At 63.9% G+C, this 22,284-nt stretch carries 3 protein-coding genes; all 3 read left to right on the forward strand.

Annotated features, from left to right (window positions below):
- Positions 1–72: 72 nt before the first annotated feature.
- The 3 genes from ACK6BI_RS22395 to ACK6BI_RS22405 are packed head-to-tail and all read left to right on the forward strand — an operon-like array spanning position 73 to position 22,273.
- Entirely contained in the window at positions 73–9,072 is a 9,000-nt protein-coding gene (locus tag ACK6BI_RS22395) for an amino acid adenylation domain-containing protein (RefSeq protein ID WP_409318764.1), read from the forward strand.
- Positions 9,069–13,181 carry an amino acid adenylation domain-containing protein gene (locus ACK6BI_RS22400; RefSeq protein ID WP_409318765.1) on the forward strand — a complete coding sequence of 1,371 codons (4,113 nt, stop codon included), beginning with the start codon at positions 9,069–9,071 and terminating at the stop codon, positions 13,179–13,181. The genes ACK6BI_RS22395 and ACK6BI_RS22400 overlap by 4 nt, the downstream gene beginning before the upstream one ends.
- Complete coding sequence (locus ACK6BI_RS22405) at positions 13,178–22,273, forward strand: amino acid adenylation domain-containing protein (protein ID WP_409318766.1); 9,096 nt, start codon at positions 13,178–13,180, stop codon at positions 22,271–22,273. The genes ACK6BI_RS22400 and ACK6BI_RS22405 overlap by 4 nt, the downstream gene beginning before the upstream one ends.
- The last annotated feature ends 11 nt before the right edge of the window (positions 22,274–22,284 follow it).

Genomic DNA, 22,284 nt, shown 5'->3' on the forward strand with positions numbered 1-22,284 from the left:
GACCTGACTGGCAGGGTGCGTTGCGCCCCTGCCTGATCACAACAATAAAGCAGTCATGGACGGTAGCCTCCGATGTTCGACAACACTTCCTTGCGTGGGACGAATCCTGCGCAGCCCGACGTTTCATCCTCGATTCCGTTCGATACCGATCTGTGTGTGCACGGTCTGTTCGAAGCGCAGGTGCTGCGTACCCCCGAGGCGATTGCCGTACGTTGGCAGGATGAGGCGCTCAGCTACCGCGAGCTCAACCGCCGGGCCAATCGCCTGGCTCATTACCTGCGCCGTTTCGGGGTCGGACCGGACGTGCGGGTCGGACTCTGTCTGGAGCGTTCGCCGCAGATGCTGGTGAGTGTGCTCGCGGTGCTCAAGGCCGGTGGCGCCTACGTGCCGCTGGACCCGGCGTATCCGCAGGCGCGGCTGGCGCACATGCTGGCCGACAGCGCGACGCCGGTGGTACTGACCCATGGTCAGGCGCGGCATGTCCTGATGGCTGCGCTCGAACAATCGACCACGGTGCTTGATCTGGGCGATTCAACACATTGGGCTTCACAGTCACCCGAGAATCCTGATCCCCACGAGACAGGCCTGACACCCCGGCACCTGGCCTACGTGATCTACACCTCGGGCTCCACAGGGAAGCCGAAAGGCGTGATGGTCGAGCATCGCGGGCTGATCGCCGTGAGCGCCGCCTGGGCGCAGCTCTATGCCTTGGGCGAGCCGGTCAATCACCTGCAGATGGCCGGGTTTTCCTTCGATGTGTTCAGCGCCGACCTGATCCGCGCGCTGGGGTTCGGCGGCACGCTGGTGCTGTGCCCACGGGACACCTTGATGGACCCGCCGGCCCTGTATCGCTTGATGCGAGACGCGCAGATCGGCTTTGCCGACTTCGTGCCGGCGCTGCTCAATCCCTTGCTGGCGTGGGTCGAAGAGAGCGGTCATGACCTGTCGTTCCTGCGCACCGTGGTCTGCGGCTCGGACATCTGGACCGCTCACAGCGCCCGGCAACTGCGCAGGTTGTGCGGCGACAAGGTGCAAATCGTCCAGGCCTATGGCGTGACCGAGGCAAGCATCGACAGCACTTGTTTCGAGTTCACCGAAAGCAGCCGCACCGACGGCGTCCTGCCGATTGGCCGGGCACTGCCCAACACTCGGATTTACCTGCTCGACGAACAGGGCGAGCCTGTTACCGAGGGGGCTGCGGGTGAGCTGTACATCGCTGGTGTCGGTGTGGCGCGGGGTTATCTGAACCTGCCGCAACTCACTGCCGAGCGTTTTATCGACAACCCGTTCGTGGCGGGTGAACGCCTTTATCGCACCGGAGATCTGGCGCGCTATCGGGCCGACGGCCAACTGGAGTTCTTGGGACGCAACGATTCCCAGGCCAAATTGCGCGGCCTGCGTCTGGAACTGGGAGAAATCGAAACCCGGCTGGCGGACATTGCGGGCGTGCGTGAAAGCGTGGTGTTGCTGCGTCAGGACGGCCTTGGTGAACCGCGACTGGTCGGCTACTACTGCGAAAAACCAGGCTCGACGCTGAGCCCGGGTGCCCTGCGTGAACAGCTGCAAAACAGTCTGCCGGATTACATGGTGCCGACTGCATTCGTGCGACTGGAGGCGTTGCCGCTGACGGCCAACGGCAAGGTTGATCGACCGAGTCTGCCGGCGCCTGACGTCGACGCCTTCGACCAGCAGGATTACCAGCCTGCGCAAGGCTCGCTGGAAACCGCGCTCGCCGCGATCTGGGCTGAAGTGCTCGGTGTTGAGCGAGTGGGGCGTGAAGATCAGTTTTTCGCCCTCGGCGGTCACTCGCTGCTGGTGATGCGTGTGCTGGCGCAGGTTCGCCATACGCTGGGGCTGGAAGTCACGCCTTCGACGTTGTTTGCCGCGCCCGTTCTGAAGCAGTTCGCCGAACGGCTGCAAGCCAGTCAGGCTGCGGCTCGTCCGGCGATTACGGCCCTTGAACGAGCGGGCGCGCAAACGTTGTCGTCTGCCCAGCAACGCCTGTGGTTCATCGCACAAATGGAGGGGGGCAACGCGGCGTATCACATGCCGCTGAACCTGCGCTTGCGCGGTCCTCTGAACGTGGCGGCGCTTGAGCGCAGCTTCAATCAACTGGTGGCACGCCATGGGGCGCTGCGTACCACGTTCATCGCCGTTGAAGGGGAAGGGCGGCAACAGGTTTCACCGCCTGCGCACAGCCTTCGACTGACCGTAACCGATCTGCAAGGGCCCGATGCGCAAGAGCGTCTTACCCGGTTGATCGACGAGGAGGGCGCCCGGCCTTTCGACCTGAGCCGTGGCCCGCTGATGCGCGTAAGTCTGGCGCGACTGGCGGCGGACGATCATGTGCTGATGCTGACTCAGCACCACATCATCTCCGACGGCTGGTCGATGGGCGTGCTCACCCGCGAGCTGGGACAACTGTACGAAGCCGCGCTACAGGATCGCGACGATCCGCTGCCGCCATTGCCTGTGCAGTATGTGGATTACGCCGTGTGGCAGAAGCAATGGCTGACCGGCGACGTGCTGGAACAGCAAAACCGCTATTGGCGTGAAACCCTCACGGGCGCCCCGGTGTTGCTGGAATTGCCGACCGATCACAAGCGTCCGCCCGTGCAGGATTACCTCGGCGGATTTGTGCCGCTGGTCTTCGACCCAACCCTGACCGCAGGCCTGAAAGCCTTGGGCATGCAGCAAGGCACCACGCTGTTCATGACCTTGCTGGCCGGTTTCTCGCTGCTGTTGTCGCGCCTGGCGGGGCAGGACGATGTGGTGATCGGCGTGCCGTCGGCCAACCGCCCGCAACAGGAGCTGGAAGGGCTGATCGGATTCTTCGTCAACACCCTGGCCCTGCGCATGACCCGGTCCGGCACACCCTCGGTGGCGCAATGGCTGCAACAGGCGCGGCAGGTTGCGCTGGGCGCTCAGGAACATCAGGAACTGCCGTTCGAGCAAGTGGTGGAGTTGCTCAACCCGCCACGCAGCCTGGCCCACAGTCCGTTGTTTCAGGTGCTGTTTGCGTGGGAGCAGGATCAGGATTCCGATCTGTTGTTGAGCGGGCTTGATGTCACTCCGATCGAGAGCAGTCATCACGTGGCCACGTTCGATCTGCAACTGGCGTTGCATGAGCGTGACGGGCAGATCGTCGGTGGTCTGGAATACGCCTCGGGCCTGTTCGAGCGCGAAACCGTCGAGCAGTTCGGCGAGTACCTGCGACGGGTGCTGACGCAGATGGTCGAGGACAGCGAGCAGTCGCTGGCCGGGATCAAACTGCTGAGCGCCGAACAATACCGGCAGATCGTTCATGACTGGAATCGCACCTTACGCGATACGTCTTCACTGCCCGATTGTATGGCGCGATTCGAGACCCAGGCCCGGCAAACGCCCGATGCTGTGGCGCTGCTCGCCGACCATGAGCAACTGAGCTACGGCGAACTGAATCGAGCTGCCAACCGACTCGCGCATTACCTGATCGAACAGGGCGTCGGCCCCGAACATCGCGTCGGCCTGTGCCTGGAACGCTCGCCGCAAATGGTCATCGGCCTGTTGGCGATCCTCAAGGCCGGCGCGGCGTACGTGCCGTTCGACCCGGCCTATCCGGGCGAGCGTCTGGCGTTCATGTTCAGCGATGCCGCGCCGACCATGCTGCTGACGCAATCGAGCCTGATGGCCGGGCTGCCGGCGAACGAGGCGCAGATCTGCTGCCTGGACACAGACGCATCGCAATGGGCCCGACACTCGGCGGATGATCCGCAAGTTGCGGTGAGCCCGGAACACCTCGGTTACGTGCTCTACACCTCAGGCTCCACCGGACGCCCCAAAGGCGTGGCCCACAACCGTCGCGCGCTGGATAACCTGATCACCTGGCAGCTCGATCAAGCCGCAACACCGAAGCGCGTCCTGCAATTCGCCTCGCTGAACTTCGACGTCTCTTTTCAGGAAATCTGCAGCACCCTCTGCCAGGGCGGCAGCCTGTTGCTGATGACCGAGGACAGCCGCAAGGACCTCGCCGCGCTGCGTCCGACCCTGGTGGCCGAAGGCGTGCAGCGGGCGTTCCTGCCATTCGCCGTGTTGCAGCAACTCGCCGGCCTGACCGAAGCCGATGCACCTGTGCCGGCCGGTGGCTGCGAAATCATCACCGCCGGTGAGGCCCTGCAGATCAATGACGAGCTGCGTGGTTTTGTCCGTGGGCTCGGCGGCGCGCAGTTACATAACCAGTACGGGCCGACCGAAACCCATGTGGTCAGCCAGTTCAGCCTGGACTGCGGCGATGCCGAGGCCTGGCCGGACAGGCCGCCCATTGGCCGGCCCATCGCCAATGCGCGGTTGTATGTGCTGGACGAGCATCTGAATCCGGTGCCGGTCGGCGTGGCGGGCGAGTTGTACATCGCCGGCGCGTGCCTGGCCCGGGGCTACCTGAACCGTCCGGACCTGACTGCCGAACGCTTCCTGCCGGACCCGTTCAGCGACGAGCCGGGTGCGCGGATGTACCGCAGCGGCGACCTTGCGAAATTCCAGGCCGACGGCAACGTGCAATACCTGGGACGCATCGATCATCAGGTGAAGTTGCGCGGCTTCCGCGTCGAGCTCGGCGAGATCGACAGCCTGTTGCAGCAACAGCCCGGGGTGCAGGAAGCCGCCGTGTTGCTGCGTGAGGACGTGGCCGGGGACAAGCGTCTGGTGGCCTATGTGGTCGGCACCGCGACCAGCGAATTTTTGCGTGCCGAACTGAAACGCCAATTGCCCGAACACATGATCCCGAGTGCCTGGGTCCGGCTTTCGCAATTGCCCCTGACCCGCAACGGCAAGCTCGACCGACAGGCGCTGCCGGCGCCGGAGCGCAGCGCCGGGGCGGCTTACGAGGCGCCGCGCAACGACACCGAACGGCAAATGGCCGAGATCTGGGCCGAGGTGCTCAAGTGCGAGCGGGTCGGCATCCACGACAACTTCTTCGACCTCGGCGGTCACTCACTGTTGGCGACGCGGATGATCTACGCGATCAACCAGCGCATGGGTGCGCAACTGTCGTTGAGCAGCCTGTTCCAGATGCCCGTGTTGAGGGATCTGGCGGCGCAGATTTTGCGTGATGACAAGAGCGCTGAACCGGCGTTCATCCGGATCGAGCCGGATCGCGAGCATCGGCATGAACCCTTCCCTTTGACCGATATCCAGCAGGCCTACTGGTTCGGTCGCGAAGCCACGGTCAGCCTCGGCGGCGTCAGTGCCCACGGCTATGAAGAACTGCGTATTCCCGACTTCGACGCCGAGCGTTTCGAACGGGCATTGAATCGCATGATCCAGCGCCACGACATGCTGCGTGTGATCTTCCTCAGTGACGGCACGCAACAGGTGCTGGCGCAGGTGCCGACCTATCGCATGCCCCGCAGTGACCTGCGCGGTCTGCCCGTCGAAGAGGCGCAACGCCTGCTTCAAGCGACCCGTGAACGCCAGTCCCATCAGGTGCTGGACGCCAGTCGCTGGCCGCTGTTCGAGTTCAGCCTGTCGCTGCTCGATGATGGCATCACGCATCTGCACATCAGCCTCGATGCGTTGATCGTCGACGCGGCGAGTACGCAGATTCTGGCGCGCGAACTGATGGCGTTCTATGTCGACCCGACCCTGGTACTGGTGGAACCGGGCCTGACTTTCCGCGACTACGTACTGGCCGAACAGCAGCTGCGCAACGGCCGCCGTTACGAGCAGGCGCTGGGCTACTGGCGCGAGCGGGTGACCACTCTGGCCCCGGCGCCGGACCTGCCGCTGGTGCGCCAGCCCGAAAGCATCGCCAACCCGCACTTTACCCGCCGCGACCGCGACATGTCGGCGGCGCAGTGGGCGCAGCTCAAAGCCGTGGCCAAGCAGTTTGCGGTGACGCCGTCGGTGATGCTGCTGACCGCGTTCAGCGAAGTGCTGGCACTGTGGAGCCGCACACCGCGCTTCACCCTGAGCCTGCCATTGTTCAACCGCATGCCGTTGCACCCGGATGTCGACGAAATCATCGGTGACTTCACCTCGCTGGTGCTGTTGGAAATCGGCATCGATGGCACGCGGAGCTTTACCGACAAGGCCCGCGCCGTGCAGGCGCAACTGTGGCGCGACATCGACCATTCGGTGGTCAGCGGTGTGCGGGTGCTGCGTGAATTGTCCCAGGCCCGGGGCGTGCAGCAGACAGCGATGCCGATCGTGTTCAACAGCACGCTGTCGGAAGCCGCGCCGGAACTGGCCGAGTTCAACCTCGCGGACGCATTGAACGCCAGACACATGCACAGCATCACCCAGACGCCACAGGTGTGGCTCGACCACACCTTGCTGGAGCTGGAAGGACGGCTGTTGTTCAACTGGGACAGCATCGACGAACTGTTCCCGCAAGGGATGATCGAGCAGATGTTCGTGGCCTATAACGCGCTGCTCGACAGCCTCTGCGAGCCGGCGGCCTGGAGCGCGAATACGCCTCGACTGCTGCCGCAAGCGCGGTTGCCGGCACCGGTCGACAGTCAGCAGACATTGCCGTTGATGCACGAACTGTTCGAACGCCAGGCTCTGGCCACGCCGGACGCACTGGCAGTGATCGGAGCGCGACAGCTGACCTACGCCCAGTTGCGCAATGAGGCCAGACAACTCGGCGCCCGCCTGCAAGTGCAGGGCGTGGTGCCGAACCGCTTGGTGGCGGTGGTGATGGAGCGCGGCTGGGAGCAAGTGGTCGCGACCCTGGCGATTCTCTATGCCGGCGGCGCTTACCTACCGATTGAACCGACTCAGCCAGCCGAACGGCTGCAACATATTCTGGAGCGGGCCGAGGCGAGTCTGGCCCTGACCCAACCGGCATGGCTCGACAGGATCGAATGGCCGACGCAGGTCACGGCCATGGCGGTGACCGATGAAGTCCCGAACGAAGTCCTGCCACTGCAACCGGTACAGGTAAACGAAAGCGATCTCGCCTACGTGATCTACACCTCCGGTTCCACCGGCCAGCCGAAAGGCGTGGTGATCGATCATCGCGGTGCGGTCAACACGCTGCTCGACATCAACCGGCGTTTTGCCGTCGGCCCGAATGACCGGGTGTTGGCGATTTCCTCGCTGAGTTTCGACCTGTCGGTCTATGACTTTTTCGGCACGCTGGCGGTGGGCGCGGCAGTGGTCATCCTCGACCCGCAACTGACCCTCGATCCGGCGCACTGGCTCGCATTGATCAAGCGTCATCAGGTCAGCCTGTGGAATTCGGTGCCGGCGCTGCTGGGCATGCTGGTCGAGTACGTGGAGGGCGAGGGCGGTGCATTGCCCGCCAGCCTGCGGGTGGCGATGCTGTCGGGCGACTGGATTCCCCTGACCTTGCCCGAACGGGCCTGGGCGTTGCAGCCGGACCTGCAGTTGATCAGCCTGGGCGGCGCCACCGAGGCGTCGATCTGGTCGATCTGTTATCCGGTGACGCACGTCGATCCGGCCTGGCGCAGCATTCCCTACGGCAAGGCTCTCGATCATCAGCGCTTCTACGTGCTGGACGAAGCGTTGCAGGTTCGTCCGACCTGGGTCGCGGGTCAGCTCTATATCGGCGGCATCGGTCTGGCCAAGGGTTACTGGCGCGATGAAAAACTCAGTGCCGGCAGTTTCTTCGACCATCCATTGACTGGCGAACGGCTGTATCGCACCGGTGACCTTGGTCGCTTGCTGCCTGACGGCAACATCGAATTCCTCGGGCGCGAAGACAATCAGGTCAAGGTGCAGGGCTATCGCATCGAACTGGGCGAAATCGAAGCCGCGCTCAATCGCCATCCCGGCGTGCAGAGTGCGGTGGTGCGGATTCTGGGCAGCACGCTGGGCGAGAAGCGTCTGGCGGGTTACGTGCTCAAGGCCGATCCGGCGTTGCAGGCCGGTGACTTCACCGACTACCTGACGGACAAGCTGCCGGCCTACATGATTCCGTCATCGTTCACTTTCGTCGAGGCGTGGCCGTTGTCGTCCAACGGCAAGGTCGACAAGAAGCGCCTGCCGGAGCCGGCACAAGCCGAAGAGCAAGGGCCTGCATTGCAAGTCGAGGGCCCGCAGGAACAGCAACTGGTGGACATCGTGCAGGGCGTGCTCAAACGCGAGTCCATCGCCGCCAGCGCCAACTTGTTGAACCTGGGCGCGACCTCGATCGATATCGTCAGGATCAGCAACGCCTTGTCCGGCGCCTTGCAGTTCCGCCCGCACGTGGCGCAACTGCTGGCCCAGCCGACGCTGCTGCATCTGCTTGGCATGTATCGCCAGCACCGGGCGCGGCAGGATCTGCTCGGCAATGTTCAGCAGATCTGCGAGACCCCGCAGGACATCATCGAGGATCCACAGCAGCGGGCGCAGTTCAAGGCTGAGCAACGTGGTCGCCGTGCCTTCGCTCAAGCCTTGCCGGAGGTGGCACTGGACTTGCCGCAAGATCCGGCTTTCGCAAGGCGTCTGAGCGATTACCGCTCGGTGCGTCAATACGATCCGCAACCGATCACCACCCAGGCCTTTGCGCATCTGCTGGCCGCACTGGCGCAGGGGCGACTCGACGGGGAGGTGAAGTACCAGTTCCCGTCGGCGGGCGGGTTGTACCCGATTCAGGCGTATCTCTACGTCAAGCCGGATCGCGTGCTCGGCGTGCCCGGTGGCGCGTATTACTACGACCCTCGCCAGCACCGTTTGCTGGCCCTCCAGAGCGGATTGCTCGACCCGGACACCTATGACTATTTCGTCAATCGCCCGGTGTACGAGAACGCCGCATTCTCGCTGTTCTTCATCGCCGACATGGCCGCGATCCGCCCGCTGTATGGCGAGCGTAGCCGCGACTTCTGCCACATCGAAAGCGGCGCCATGGCGCAGTTGCTGAGCATGACCGCCGTCGAACACGGCCTGGGTCTGTGCGGCATCGGCTCGGTCGAGGAGCAGCCACTGACCACGCTGTTCGACCTCGGGCCGAGTCATGAATTGATCTACTCGATGATCGGCGGACGGCGCACGGCCGATGAGCAGTACCGCGCAACGGTCGAGGCCTTTGCCATCGAGCCTGCGACCGCAAGCCTGGACGACGAAGACATGGAGGAGTTCGAAGTATGAATGCCGATCAATTGCTGGCGTTGTTCGCTCGCCATGGCGTGGTGCTCGAGGTGGATGGCGACAAGTTGCGCTGCAAGGCGCCTCGCGGGTTCCTCACTGAAGAGCTGACCCAGGCGCTCAAGCGCCACAAGCAGGCACTGATTGCCCTGCTCGGTGGCGGGGATGACATGGCGATTGCTCGTCGTGCCGGCGAGCACGCGGACTGGCCATTGTCGTTTTCGCAACGGCAACTGTGGTTTCTCGATCAACTGGAGCCCGGCAACCCGTTCTACAACGTGCCCACGGCGGTGACGCTGAAGGGTCGGCTGGACGTGGCGCTGCTGGAGCGGGCGCTGAACGCACTGGTTGCCCGCCACGAAGTCCTGCGCACGACGTTTTGCAACGTCGAGGGGGAGCCGCGTCAGGTGGTGCATCCGTCGATGCCGCTGTCGTTGTCGGTGACGGATCTGCGCCCGTTGCCTGCCGAGGAGCGTGAGCAGCAAGTGCGAGTCGCCGTCGAGCAGGACGCCCGGGCGCCGTTCGATCTGGCCATCGGGCCATTGCTGCGCGCGTCTTTGTTGCGTGTGGCGGATGACGAATACCTGTGGCTGTACAGCGTGCATCACATCATTGCCGACGGCTGGTCGATGGGTGTGATCCTGCAGGAAGTCGCCACGCTGTATGGCGACTTCCTGCGTGGTGAGACCCCGAGCCTGGCGCCGTTGCCGGTGCAATACGCCGATTACGCCTGCTGGCAGCAACACCGCGTGGGTGGTGCGGCGCTGGATGCTCAGCTCGATTACTGGCGACGTAACCTGGACGACGCGCCGCTGTTGTCGACCCTGCCCGCCGACCGGCCGCGACCGCTGGTGCAGCGTTACGTCGGCGCCACGTTCAATGCTTGCGTCGATGGCGGCACCCTGCGCCAGCTGACGGCGCTGGCCCGGCAGACCCAGGGCACGCTGTTCAACGTATTGCTGGGCGCTTTGGCGGTGCTGCTGTGGCGCCACAGCGGCCAGCAGGATCTGTGCATCGGCACGCCGTTCGCCAACCGCAACCGTCCGGAAGTCGAGCCGCTGATCGGCCATTTCGTCAACACGCTGGTGCTGCGCCAGCGCCTGAATCCGCAGCAGACCTTTGCCGAGCTGCTGCGCGACGTGCGCAGCCAGATGCTCGATGTTCACGCTCATCAGGACGTGCCGTTCGACCGTGTGGTCGAGGCCGTCAACCCGCAGCGCGATCCCGGCCATTCGCCGTTGTTCCAGGTGATGCTGGTGTTGCAGAACACCCCCGGCAGCGGCGTGCAGATGCCCGGTCTGGCGCTGGCGCCGTACAGCACCAGCAGCGCCACGGCCAAGTTCGACCTGGCGTTCGAGTGGGTCGAGCGGGAAGGCCGGCTCGACCTGTTGGTGGAATACAACACCGACCTCTATGACGTTGCGACCATCGAACGCCTGAGCGGGCACTACCGTCATCTGCTGGAACAGATCGCCGCCGACGCCAAGCAGCCGATCAATGCCTTGCCCTTGATGAACGAGGCCGAACGTCAACGGGTGCTGGTCGACTTCAACCGCACCGAGCCGCTGATGCAACCGGCGCAATGCGTACACCAGCTGGTCGAAACGCAGGTCGCGAGCAATCCTCAGGCTTGCGCAGTGGCATTCGAGGGCCAATCCCTGAGCTACGCCGAACTCAATGCCCGGGCCAATCGTCTGGCCCGGCATTTACGCACTCTGGGTGTCGGCCCGGATGTGCGTGTGGCGGTGTGCATCGAGCGCTCGCTGGAATTGCCGGTGGCTCTGCTGGCGGTGCTCAAGGCTGGTGGTGCCTATGTGCCGCTGGACCCGGACTATCCGCTCGGGCGCCTGAGCCACATGCTCGGTGACAGCACGCCTGCGGTGCTGCTGACCCTCGGTTCGGCGCACGGGATTTTGCGTCAGGCCATACAAGGTTCGACCTGGGAGGCGCCGATTCTCGACCTCGAACAAGATGCCGCGAGCTGGGCGTCGTTGCCGGCGGACAACCTCGATCCGCGCAGTGTCGGCGTCACTCCCGACCATCTTGCCTACGTGATCTACACCTCCGGCACCACCGGTCTGCCGAAGGGGGCGATGGTCGCTCACCGGGGCCTGAGCAATCTGCTGCTGTGGTGCTTGCAGGTCTGCGGTGAAGCAGGGGCGATGCTGCACAAGATCCCGTTCGGTTTCGATGCCTCGGCCTGGGAGACATTCTGGCCGCTGGCAACCGGCGGACGGCTGGTGATTGCGCGGCCCGGCGGCCATTACGAACCGGCCTATCTGGCGCGTGAAGTGCGTGAGCAAAGGGTCACGGCGCTGGTGTTTGTGCCGGCCATGCTGCAGCTGTTTCTGGAGGTCGACGAGGTCAGCCGGTGCACGTCGCTGACCGATGTGTTCAGCGGTGGCGGTGAACTGCCGCCCGCCCTGGCCCGACGTTTTCAGGAGCGTCTGCCCCATGCACGGCTGCACAACGTCTACGGCCCGACCGAAACCACGGTGATCAACAGCGTCTGGACGCTGGAGCCCGGCGCCGAAGTCCCGGCCCGGCAACTGCCGATTGGCCGGCCGATTGCCAACAACCGCTTTTATGTCCTCGACGAGCGCGATGGGCCGGTGCCGGTGGGCGTTACCGGGCAATTGCACATCGGTGGTGTCGGTGTTGCCCGGGGTTACCTGGGGCTGGCGCAGCTCAGTGCCGAGCGCTTTATCGACAATCCGTTCGTGGCGGGCGATCGTCTTTACCGCAGCGGTGATCTGGCGCGCTATCGCCCGGATGGCCAGCTGGAGTTTCTCGGGCGCAACGACTTCCAGGTCAAGTTGCGCGGCGTGCGTCTGGAACTGGGCGAGATCGAAGCCCGGCTCGAGGCATTTCCCGGCATTCGCAGTGCCGTGGTGCTGATGGTTGGCGAAGCGGCGCAAGAGCAGCGACTGGTGGCCTGTTGTGTGGTCGCCGGAGCCATGGATGAGGCGGCGGTACAGGCTCATCTGGCGCAGACGTTGCCGCGCGCGGTCGTCCCCGGCAATTACCTGTGGCTCGATGCCTTGCCGCTGACCGCCAATGGCAAGGTCGATCGTGCCGCGCTGGTGGCGCTGGCGGATGAAGACAGGGTCAACCGTCAGGTCAACCTCAGCAGCCCGCGCGACCACATCGAACTGACGCTGTACCAGATCTGGAAACGCCTGCTGCTGGTGCCGCAGATCGGCATTCGCGACAACTTCTTCAATGTCGGCGGCACCTCCATCGCCGCCATCAAGATGGCCCACGAAATCAGCCAGGTGTTCGCGGTGGAAATGCCGGTGCGCGTGGTGCTCAGCTACCCGACCATCGAGGCGCTGGGCGGCTGGTTGCGGGTCGGGGCCAACCCGGCGGTGGCGCAGGGCAACCTGATCGAGTTCCGTCGTGGTGCGGGGCAGCGCAATGTGGTGTGCATTCACCCGGCGGGCGGCACGGCGTTCTGTTACCTGTCGCTGGCCAAGGTTCTGCCGGATGAGGCCGGCGTTTACGGGGTGCAATCGCCGGGACTGAATCCGGGGGAGAGCACCGAACCGACGGTTGAAGCGATGGCCGAAGCCTATCTGAGACTGATCGAGCCGCTGGCGGCGCAACCGCTGATCCTCACCGGCCTGTCGTTCGGAGGATTGGTGGCCTATGAAATGGCGCGACGCTTGACGGCCGCCGGACATCGACAGGTGACCGTGGTGCTGCTCGACACCCAGGGCAGCGACGATCCGGGTTTCCGCGAGCAGATCGGCACCGTGGACATGGCCGAGTTCCGCGACAAACTGGTGCGTTTCAACGGCATGTACCCCGGCATCGAAGACGCCCAGGTCGAGCGTTATTTCCATATCTACAACCACAACCGTCTGGCCATGGCCGCCTATGAGTGCGCGCCGCGTGCCGGTCGCGTGGTGCTGATTCAGGCCCGGGAAGATTTCAGCCGGCAGCGGTTGCATGAACTGCGCGGTTTCTGGCGGCGTCGAGCCGGCAGCGGCTACCTGGCAAAACTGGTCAGCGGCGGGCACTGGGACATGCTCGAAAGTGCGGAAATCCATCGGGTCTCGCAGATCATTCGTCATGAGCTGCAACGCTTCGACGCGCAGGAGGCGAAATGATGAATGCAGCCAAAGATATGCCATTGCTCGCGCGTTTTGCCGAACAGGTGCAACGTAATCCGCATGCCCCGGCCATTGTCGACGGGGCACTGACCCTGACTTTCGTGGAACTGGCCAGCGCCAGCGAGCGCATTGCCCGAGGCTTGCGCACACGCGGCGTCGAGCCCGGTCAGTCGCTGGCGTTGTGCATGCCGCGTTGCTGGCAATGGCTGGCGGCGATTCTCGGCGCATTGAAGATCGGCGCCGTGGTTGTGCCACTGGACCGTGCCAGTCCGCGCAAACGCCGGGAGTTGATGTTGGCGGATGCGGCGTGTGTGGGGTTGATTACCCTGGACGAAGAACCTCAGTGGTCGCCTTCATTGTGGCAGTCCAGTGTCGAAGCCTTGCTCGACCAGCCGGATTGTCCGCCGCAAGCATTGGCCAACGAATTCGCCGAGGTGATGTTCCTGTTCTACACCTCGGGCACCACTGGAATTCCCAAGGCGGTGGAAGTCGGCGAGCGTGGTCTGTTACGTCTGGCGCACACCGACAGCTATATCGAGATTCGTCCAGCGGACCGGTTTGCCTGCCTGTCCAACCCGGCATTCGACGCCTGCAGTTTCGAGCTGTGGGCGCCGCTGCTCAACGGCGGTTGCTGCGTGATGATCGCCGACGAAGACGTGCTGGATGCCCGCCGTCTGGCCGAGGTGCTGGAGCGCACGCGAGTCGACAACCTGTTCATGACGGTGTCGTTGTTCAACACCCTGATTGCTGAATGGCCGTCGTGCTTTTCCAGCGTGCGTCAGGTGCTGATCGGCGGCGAGCAGATCAGCGCCGCCGCTGTCCGTACCTGGTACCGGGCGAATCCCGAAAGCCGATGCCGGATCTACAACGTCTATGGCCCTACCGAATGCACTACGTTTGCCTTGTGCTGGCCGATCGACCGCGACTTTGCCGGCGACCTGGCGCCCATCGGCCGACCGCTGCCGGACACCGGTGTGCAGGTGCTGGATGAGCAGCAGCGTCCGGTGCCGGCGGGAGAGGTGGGCGAACTGTATTTGAGCGGCAGCGGCGTCGCCCGAGGCTACCGTAACCGGCCTGAGGAAACCGCCCGCCAGTTCGTGCGATTGCCCGGCATCGACGGCGGCGCGCACGTACATTACCGCACCGGCGATCTGGTGCGGCCCAATGCCGAAGGTCTGATCGAGTACCTGGGCCGGATCGACCGTCAGGTGAAGATTCGTGGTTTCCGCATCGAGCCGGGGGAAGTGGAGCAACGGATTCTGGAGCATCCCGGCGTGGCGCAGGTGTACGTCTGCACCCGGCGCCAAGCGGCGGAGGATCACCAGTTGCTGGCATTCATCGTGCCTCGCGCAGAGCTGGACTATCACGCCTTCGAAACCCATCTGCGGGCGCAACTGGCGCCGTATATGCGGCCGCATCAGTTGTTCCTGCTGGAGCGTCTGCCGCTGACCGCCAATGGCAAGATCGATCGCGACGCCTTGTTGGCTCAGCCGTTGAGCCCATGGCACCCGTCGGTAACCGCCATGGAAAACGATCATGCTTCACCAGCGCTGGGCTGGCTGCTGAATCAGGTCCGCTCGCTGCTCGGTCAACCGAACCTGAGTGCACAGGATGACTGGCTGGGCAGCGGCGGCGATTCGCTCAAGGCCATGCGCCTGCGGTCGGCGATTCGTAACCGTTGGCAGTGCGAGATGGCCCTCGACACATTGCTCAACGAGTCTTTCTCATCATTGGCCGAGCGACTGGTCGCCGAGACGCATCGCGATTCGATCTATCCACCTGCACCCTCGCGCAGTGGCGCCCGCCGCTTGCCCGCCACCGCTGAACAGCGACGCTTGTGGCTGTTGCAGCAACGTTCGCCGACCTCGACCGCCTACAGCGTGCCTCTGATTCTGCATCTGGCGCCCGGCGTCGACGTCGCGGCACTGGGCAAGGCCGTGGACCGCCTGGTGAGGCGTCATCCGGGCCTGCGTACTGCGTTCGCATCGGGGGCCGATGGTCTTGATCAGGTGATTGCCGAGCAGGGGCCGGTCTGTCGCACCTTTGCGCTCGGGCACTGTACCCACGACAACTGGAAGGCCTTTGCGGAGCTGGTCTTCGCTGCGCCGTTCGACCTGACCACACCGAACCTGTTTCAGGCCTGGCTGTTGCCGTTCACCGATGGCAGTTGTCGGTTGTTGCTGAACCTGCATCACATCATCGTCGATGGCTGGTCGGTCAACGTGCTGTTCGACGATTTGATGCAGCTCTACGCGGACGCAGTGCAAGGTCTCGACAGCCCGGAGCCATCGACACGCCTGACGACGCTGGAGTTCGCTCAGTGGCAGCGGCAGTGGAGTGTAGAGCCGCATTACCGCGCCCAGCGTCGCGCCCTGGCCGAGTTGCACCGGCAACGGGAAGAACCGTCCCCCGCGTTGATGCCGATGCGCGCAGTCAGCCCGGACGCGAGGTTGCACCGCGAACCCCTTGGGGCGGTGCGCAGTGCGGCCCTTGAACGGTTCTGCACGCAACAGCGGCTGACCCGTTTCGAGGTGCTGTTCAGTGTCTTCACCTGGAGCCTGTACGCCCTGACCGGAGGCGAGCGGCTGCGGATCGCCAGCCCGGTGGCCAATCGGCCGCTGGCGGAATTCGAGGACAGCGTCGGCATGTTTGCCAACACTGTGCTGATTCCCGCTGCCGTAGACCACGCACTGACCCTGGGCGAACAATTGCAGCGCCAGACCGGTGTCGTGCGCGAGGTGCTGGCACTGCAGGACGTGGCGCTGGCGGATCTGGTCGAAGACCTGCGGCTGTCTTCCAGTGCCGCGCTGTTCGATTTCATGTTTGTGCTGGAAAACACCGATTACGCTGCCCTGGCCGATTCGAACCTGCACGCCACGCTGGAATTCAACGAGCATCTGCACGCCAAGTGCCCGCTCACGTTGTTGATGGTGGGCAGCGGTTCGCAGCTGGAATGCTGGTGGGAATATCAATGCAGCCATTTCGATGCCGGACAGATGAGCACGGTGAATGCGTTGTTCCGTCGGGGGCTGGATCTGTTGCTGGAAAGCCCCATGGCGACTCTCGACAGTCTGCTTGGCCCTTATCGACGCGGTCTGCCGGCAGCCAGTGAAGGGCCGGAAGCCGGGCTGCCGTTCAACACCCTCGCAGACTGGTTCGAGCACCAGGTGCATTGCACACCGCACGCCACGGCGCTGGTTCAAGGTCAGCGCCATCTCACTTATCTTGAGTTGAATGTGCTGGCTGATTCCCTGGCGGCTGCATTGATCGAGCGTCATCCGTTGCCGGCCGCAAGCGCGCCGCTGCACGTGGTGCTGTTTCTCGATGCCTCGGTGGAACACATCATCGCCTTGCTGGCGCTGGCCAAACTCAACCTGACCGCCGTGCCGCTGGATCCCGCTTACCCGACGGCGATCCAGCGTCAGGTGCTGGAGCAGGCGCAGCCGCTTTGCGTTTTGTTCAACGAGGCGACCGCCGCGGTGCTGGAAGGTCTGAACGCGGGACGGTTCCCCGCGCACCGGGTCGATCTGCAAGCCGATGCCGGACCGTTCGAGCGCCCGCGTCATGCCGGCGAACGACCACTGTACACGCTGTTCACCTCTGGCTCGACCGGCACGCCCAAAGGTGTGCAAGTGTCGGAGCGCACCCTGTGCAACCTGTTGCAATGGCAGCGCAACGAAGGGCAGTTGCCGGCGAAGTCGGTGACCCTGCAGTTCTCCATGCTGTCGTTCGATGTGTCGTTTCAGGAGATTTTCAGCACCCTGTGCGGGGGCGGCTGCTATCACCTGATCACACCGCGTTGGCGTCAGGATGCCGAGGCATTGCTGGATTACATGGTCGAGGCGCGGATCGAACGGTTGTTCCTGCCTTGCGTGGCGTTGCAGCATCTGGCGCAAACCGCCGTGGCCCGTGGCATTTACCCATCGGCATTGCGCGAAGTGATCACCGCCGGGGAGCAATTGCTGTGTACCGACGCGCTTCGCCACTGGTTCGGCGCAATGCCGCACGCTTCGCTGTTCAATCACTATGGCCCGACCGAGACCCACGTGGTCAGCGCCTTGCGCTTGCCTGCGGTGCCCCGTGACTGGCCGTTGCGTGCACCGATCGGCCACGCCGTCGGCAATGCCCGGTTGGTGCTGGTCGATGAGTTTGATCGCCCGGTGCCCAATGGCTGTCGTGGTTATCTGTTGGTGGCGGGACCGATGGTTGCCCGTTGTTATCTGGCCGATCCTGCGCTGAACGCCTCGCGGTTTGTCGAGCTGCAAGAGGGGGGCTTGCATTATCGCACCGGCGATCTGGCGTGGGCCGATGCCCGGGGCTGTCTGCACTATCTGGGACGCGATGACCAGCAGATCAAACTCAGCGGTCATCGTCTGGAACTGGGGCAGATCGAAGCGGCGCTGATGCAGATGCCGCAAGTGGTCAATGCGGTGGTGGCGGTTCAGGCCGAACCTGCGCGCCTGATCGCGTGGCTGCAGCTCGACGGTGAACCTGCGACAGCGCAACAACTGGATCGTCAGGTTGCGCAGAGTCTGCCGGCCCATGTGCGGATCGATGAATACCGAAGGATCGACGTCTGGCCGCGCACCCCAAGCGGCAAGATTGACCGCAAGGCCTTGCCGGCGCTGGGCGAGGCGCTGGAGCGGCGCCGTACGCCACAACCGCCGGTGCAATTGACGGCACTGGAAAGACAATTGAGCGAGTTGTTCCGCGAGGTGATCGGTCGTGACATCGAGCCGGAACAAACTTTCTTCGAGGCCGGCGCCACCAGCCTCGGCCTGATGCGTTTGCATGGTCGTTACGCCGACGAGCTGCCGCACAAGGTGACGATGGCCGATCTGTTCGAACACGTCACGGTACGGCGTCTGGCGATGAACCTGTCGACGGCCTCGAGGGCAGCGGTGGAGCGTGTCCGGCAGACCGATGCAGGCCATCAACCGATGGCGATCATCGGCATGTCGGTCAACGTGGCCGGGGCGCAGAACCTGTCCGAGTTCTGGGCGATGGTTCAGGGCAACGGGCTGGGCATCGAACGTTTCGCCGCCGAAGAAGGTCTGGTCGGCGCCCGCAGCCAACTGGCCGGCATGCTCGACTTCGATCCTGAATATTTCGGCATCAGCCGTCAGGAAGCGCGGCTGATGGATCCGCAACAGCGGCATCTGTTGATGGGCTGTGTGCAGGCCCTGCAACATGCGGCGATTGTCCCGTCGGCGGACGGCCCGCGCATCGGCCTGATCGCCAGTTGCGGCGAAACCACGTACTTCCAGCAGATGCTGCGCGAGACCCGCGAAGGCGATTTGCCGGACGGTTTCCAGATGGCGCTGCATCACGACAAGGACTTTCTGGCAACCAAGGCCGCGTATCATCTGGACCTCAACGGCCCGGCCCTGAGCGTGCAGGCGGCGTGCGGCAGCTCGTTGATCGCCGTACACATGGCCAGTTCGATGCTGCGCCAGGGCGACAGTGACGTGATGCTGGCCGCCGGCGTATTGATCGATCCGACCCTGAGCGATGGCTACCGTCATCGCTCGCAGCACATCTTCTCCGCCGATGGCCTGTGCCGTCCGTTCAGCGACGATGCCAGCGGTACCATCGGCGCCAGCGGTTATGGCGTGGTGGTGCTCAAGCCGTTGGCCAGGGCGCGGGCGGAGGGTGACCGGATCTATGCGTTACTCGAAGGCTCTGCACTGAACAACGATGGCCGGGCCAAGATGAGCTACACCGCGCCGTCCGTGGCCGGGCAGAGTGCGGTCATCAGCGAAGCCTTGAGCCGCGCCGGGTTGACCGGTGCAGACATCGGCTACATCGAAGCCCACGGCACCGGCACGCTGCTCGGGGACCCGATCGAAGTCGCGGCGTTGACCAAGGCCTTTGGTGACGCACCGTCCGGCCGTTGCGCGCTGGCCTCGGTGAAAAGCCAGATCGGCCATCTGGGAGCGGCGGCGGGGGTGGTCGGACTGATTCGCGCCAGCCTTGCGGTGTTCCATGGCGTGCTGCCGCCAAACCTTGGGTTTGGACGGATCAACCCGCAGATCGAGCTGGAGCATTCGCCGTTCTACGTACCGACCACGTCGCGGCCCTGGCCGGAAGGGCGGCGGCGTCTGGCGGGTGTCAGCAGTTTCGGGATTGGCGGTACCAATGCCCATGTGATTGTCGGTGCTGCACCCAAGGAGCAGGACGTGACCGAGGAAACGCTGCCTCTGCTGATGATCTCGGCCCATAGCCGAGCACAACTGCTGCGCGATATCGCGGTGATCAGAACGTATCTGCAAGCGCATCCAGAGCAGCACACCGCTTTGCTGCGGCACTTGCAGTCAGGTCGCCGGCAACTGCGCTGGCGCTTCGCAATGGTCTGCCAACCGGGTGACGAAATTCCCTTGCAGCCAACGACGATCAAGGAAATCACCACACCGGGTGGACAATTGATCGCCCGTGATCATTCAGCCCAGGCATTGCTGCAGGCCTGGTACGAAGGTGCCCATATCCAGTGGCAGCAGCGCTCGGCACCGCCGCCCTGGGATTTGTCGCCATCGTCTTTTGATCTTCAGACCTACCGCTTTCAATCCGCTGACGAAATCGTTGCCCCTGTTTCGGCAGGCATCGAGCGGCAACCGCTGGCGCAGTGGTTTCACCAGCGGCAGTGGGTGCGCGTCCAGCGTCTGAGCGTGAAGGCATCGGATGCCAAGCGAGAAACGCTGGTCCTTTGCAGCCATGAAGCGCCCGGCGCGGCATTGCTGGAGCCTTTGCGAGGGGTTTATCGACGTGTGATTCAAGTGCGTGCGGGCAATGGTTTCAAGCACCTCGGCGCAGATTGTTTTGAACTGGATCCGCTGGACACCGAAGCCTTGGGCCGTTTGCTCAGCGAGGTCACAGCATCTGAAACCGGTGAACTCGACTGGCTGCACACCTTGCCGCTGGCGGTATCCGGCGCGGTCAACGAGCCGTCGCTGGATCTGGCGCAATGGGCCTGTCTGGACACGGTCAGTGCGCTGATGCAGGCGTGGGGGCAAACCGCACGCAAGATGCGTCTGCGCCTGTGGTTGATGTCGTGGCAGGCCTGCCCGGTGGATGGCGAGGTCCGACGTCCCGAGCTGGCGGCGCTGGCCGGGGTTACCGAAGTGGTGCCCCAGGAATACCCGGTGCGTTGTCACTGGCTGGACTGGCCATCGCCGCACCTCGATGCGCAGGCCGGGACACTGGCCAATTTGCTCGGGAACCCGACGACGCTGCCTCGGCGGATGGCGGTGCGCGACGGTTTCTTGTGGCAGCCACGCTTGATCGCTCATCCATTGCCGAGTGCGACGACCTCCAGCCTGTTGCCGGAAGACGGCACGTTTCTGGTGCTGGGCGGCACAGGCGGGATCGGTCGAACCCTTTGCGAACATCTGTTGCAGGCCCCAGCACGGCGTGTGGTGCTGCTCTCCCGCCAAGGTGAGCTGCCTGCAAATCTGGTGGCATACACCTCGCGAATCGACTGCCTTCAGGCGGATATCGCCGATCTGTCACGCTGGCCGCAGGTACTCGATCAATTGGCCCGACGCTACGGTCAACTGACCGGGGTGATTCATGCGGCAGGTGTCGGCGCAGGCAGTCTGATTCGCCATCGCGACCCCCGGCAGATGGCCGAAGCGATGGCGGCCAAGACCCGCGGCATGCTGGCGGTCGAAAGCCTGATCGAACAGCTCGCGCCGGGCTTCGTTGTGTATTGCTCATCGATGTCGGCGGTGTTCGGCGGTGCGGGGCATCTGGATTATTCGGCGGCCAACGGCGTGCTCGATGGCTTTGCGCATTACCGTCCGGACACGACCAATGCTTGCCTGCGCCTGGGCATCAACTGGGACATCTGGCGTGACATCGGCATGGCCACGACCAGCAACGGCGGGGACGCTGCGCATCAGGAGCATCTGACGGTCGGATTGTCGGCGGAAGAGGGTTGTCGGGTGTTCGATCTGGCGATGGCCGCGCAGTTGCCGCAATTGCTGATTTCCACTACTGATTTCGACGCGGCGCGGCGCTTCTATCCGGTTCGCCATGGCGCTGTTGTCGCGCAGGTAGACGTGCCGAAGGGCGTGGATCTTTCCGCGCGCTTGCGTGAGTGCCTGTGCAAGTGGCTCGGTGTCGCTGAACTTGGGGACGATGATTCGCTGTACGACCTGGGGGCGGATTCGCTGACCTTGCTGGACCTGATCGATGAACTGCAAGCGGCCACCGGCGAGGTGTTCCAGCTGTCGCAGTTCAGCCACAAGGTCAGCCTGGGCGAGGTGTTGGAACTGGTGGCAGACTCCACGTCAGAGGCCTCAGCAGATGCGTCGCACAGTTGGAACGACGCGGTGCGGATCGATCAGTGGCATGCCGGTGCCGGTCGTGAATGGCTGTATCTGATCCATCCGGTGGGCGGCGATGTTCAGGCCTATCGGGAACTGGTTTCGGCGCTGCCGGCGGATCTTGGCGTGTGTGTGATCGCCGATCCTGCGTTACGCGTGCCGCAGCTTGCGAACATCAGCATCGTCGAGCGGGCGCGCCTGTATCTGGAGGCCATCAAGGCGCACCTTCCGGACGGCTGCGCCTGGCGTCTGGCGGGCTGGTCGTTCGGAGCCTGGGTGGCACAGGCGCTGTGTCATCAGGCCCAGGCAGACGGTTTCAGGCAACCGTTGTTGTACCTGATCGATCCGCCTGCGCCAGATGCTGGAGCGGAACTGGCCGATATCGATGAGCAGACCATCGAGCAGGTGTTCCAGCGTGAGTTCGCCCAGCGCTGGCCCGACGGCGAAGGGCAGACGATGTCCGAAGAACGCCAGGCTTATCTGCAGCGGCTGACGGTGTGCTGCCGCAACAATATGAGCAGCATGGTCGATTTCCTGCCCCCTGCGTTGGTCGCCACACCCGTGTGGATGTTCATCGCCGGACACGCCAACCCTTATGGGCTGGGCAACAACTGGAACCTGGAAGAGCTGCAACGCAACTGGCAGGCCTTGCTCCCGCAGTTGCAGAGCTGGCAAGGGCTCGACACCGATCACTACGGCATCGTGGCGGGCCGTTGGGCGCGGATGCTGGCCGAGGTCATCGGCACGGAGGGGCCGTCGAGATGAATGAGCCGATC

It is taken from the genome of Pseudomonas sp. KCJK9016 (genome assembly GCF_046231795.1).
Lineage (GTDB): Bacteria > Pseudomonadota > Gammaproteobacteria > Pseudomonadales > Pseudomonadaceae > Aquipseudomonas > Aquipseudomonas bananamidigenes.

Coding starts and splice junctions, on each gene's coding strand:
- ACK6BI_RS22395 (WP_409318764.1), top strand. CDS start 73: ATGTTCGACAACACTTCCTTGCGTGGGACGAATCCTGCGCAGCCCGAC.
- ACK6BI_RS22400 (WP_409318765.1), top strand. CDS start 9,069: ATGAATGCCGATCAATTGCTGGCGTTGTTCGCTCGCCATGGCGTGGTG.
- ACK6BI_RS22405 (WP_409318766.1), top strand. CDS start 13,178: ATGATGAATGCAGCCAAAGATATGCCATTGCTCGCGCGTTTTGCCGAA.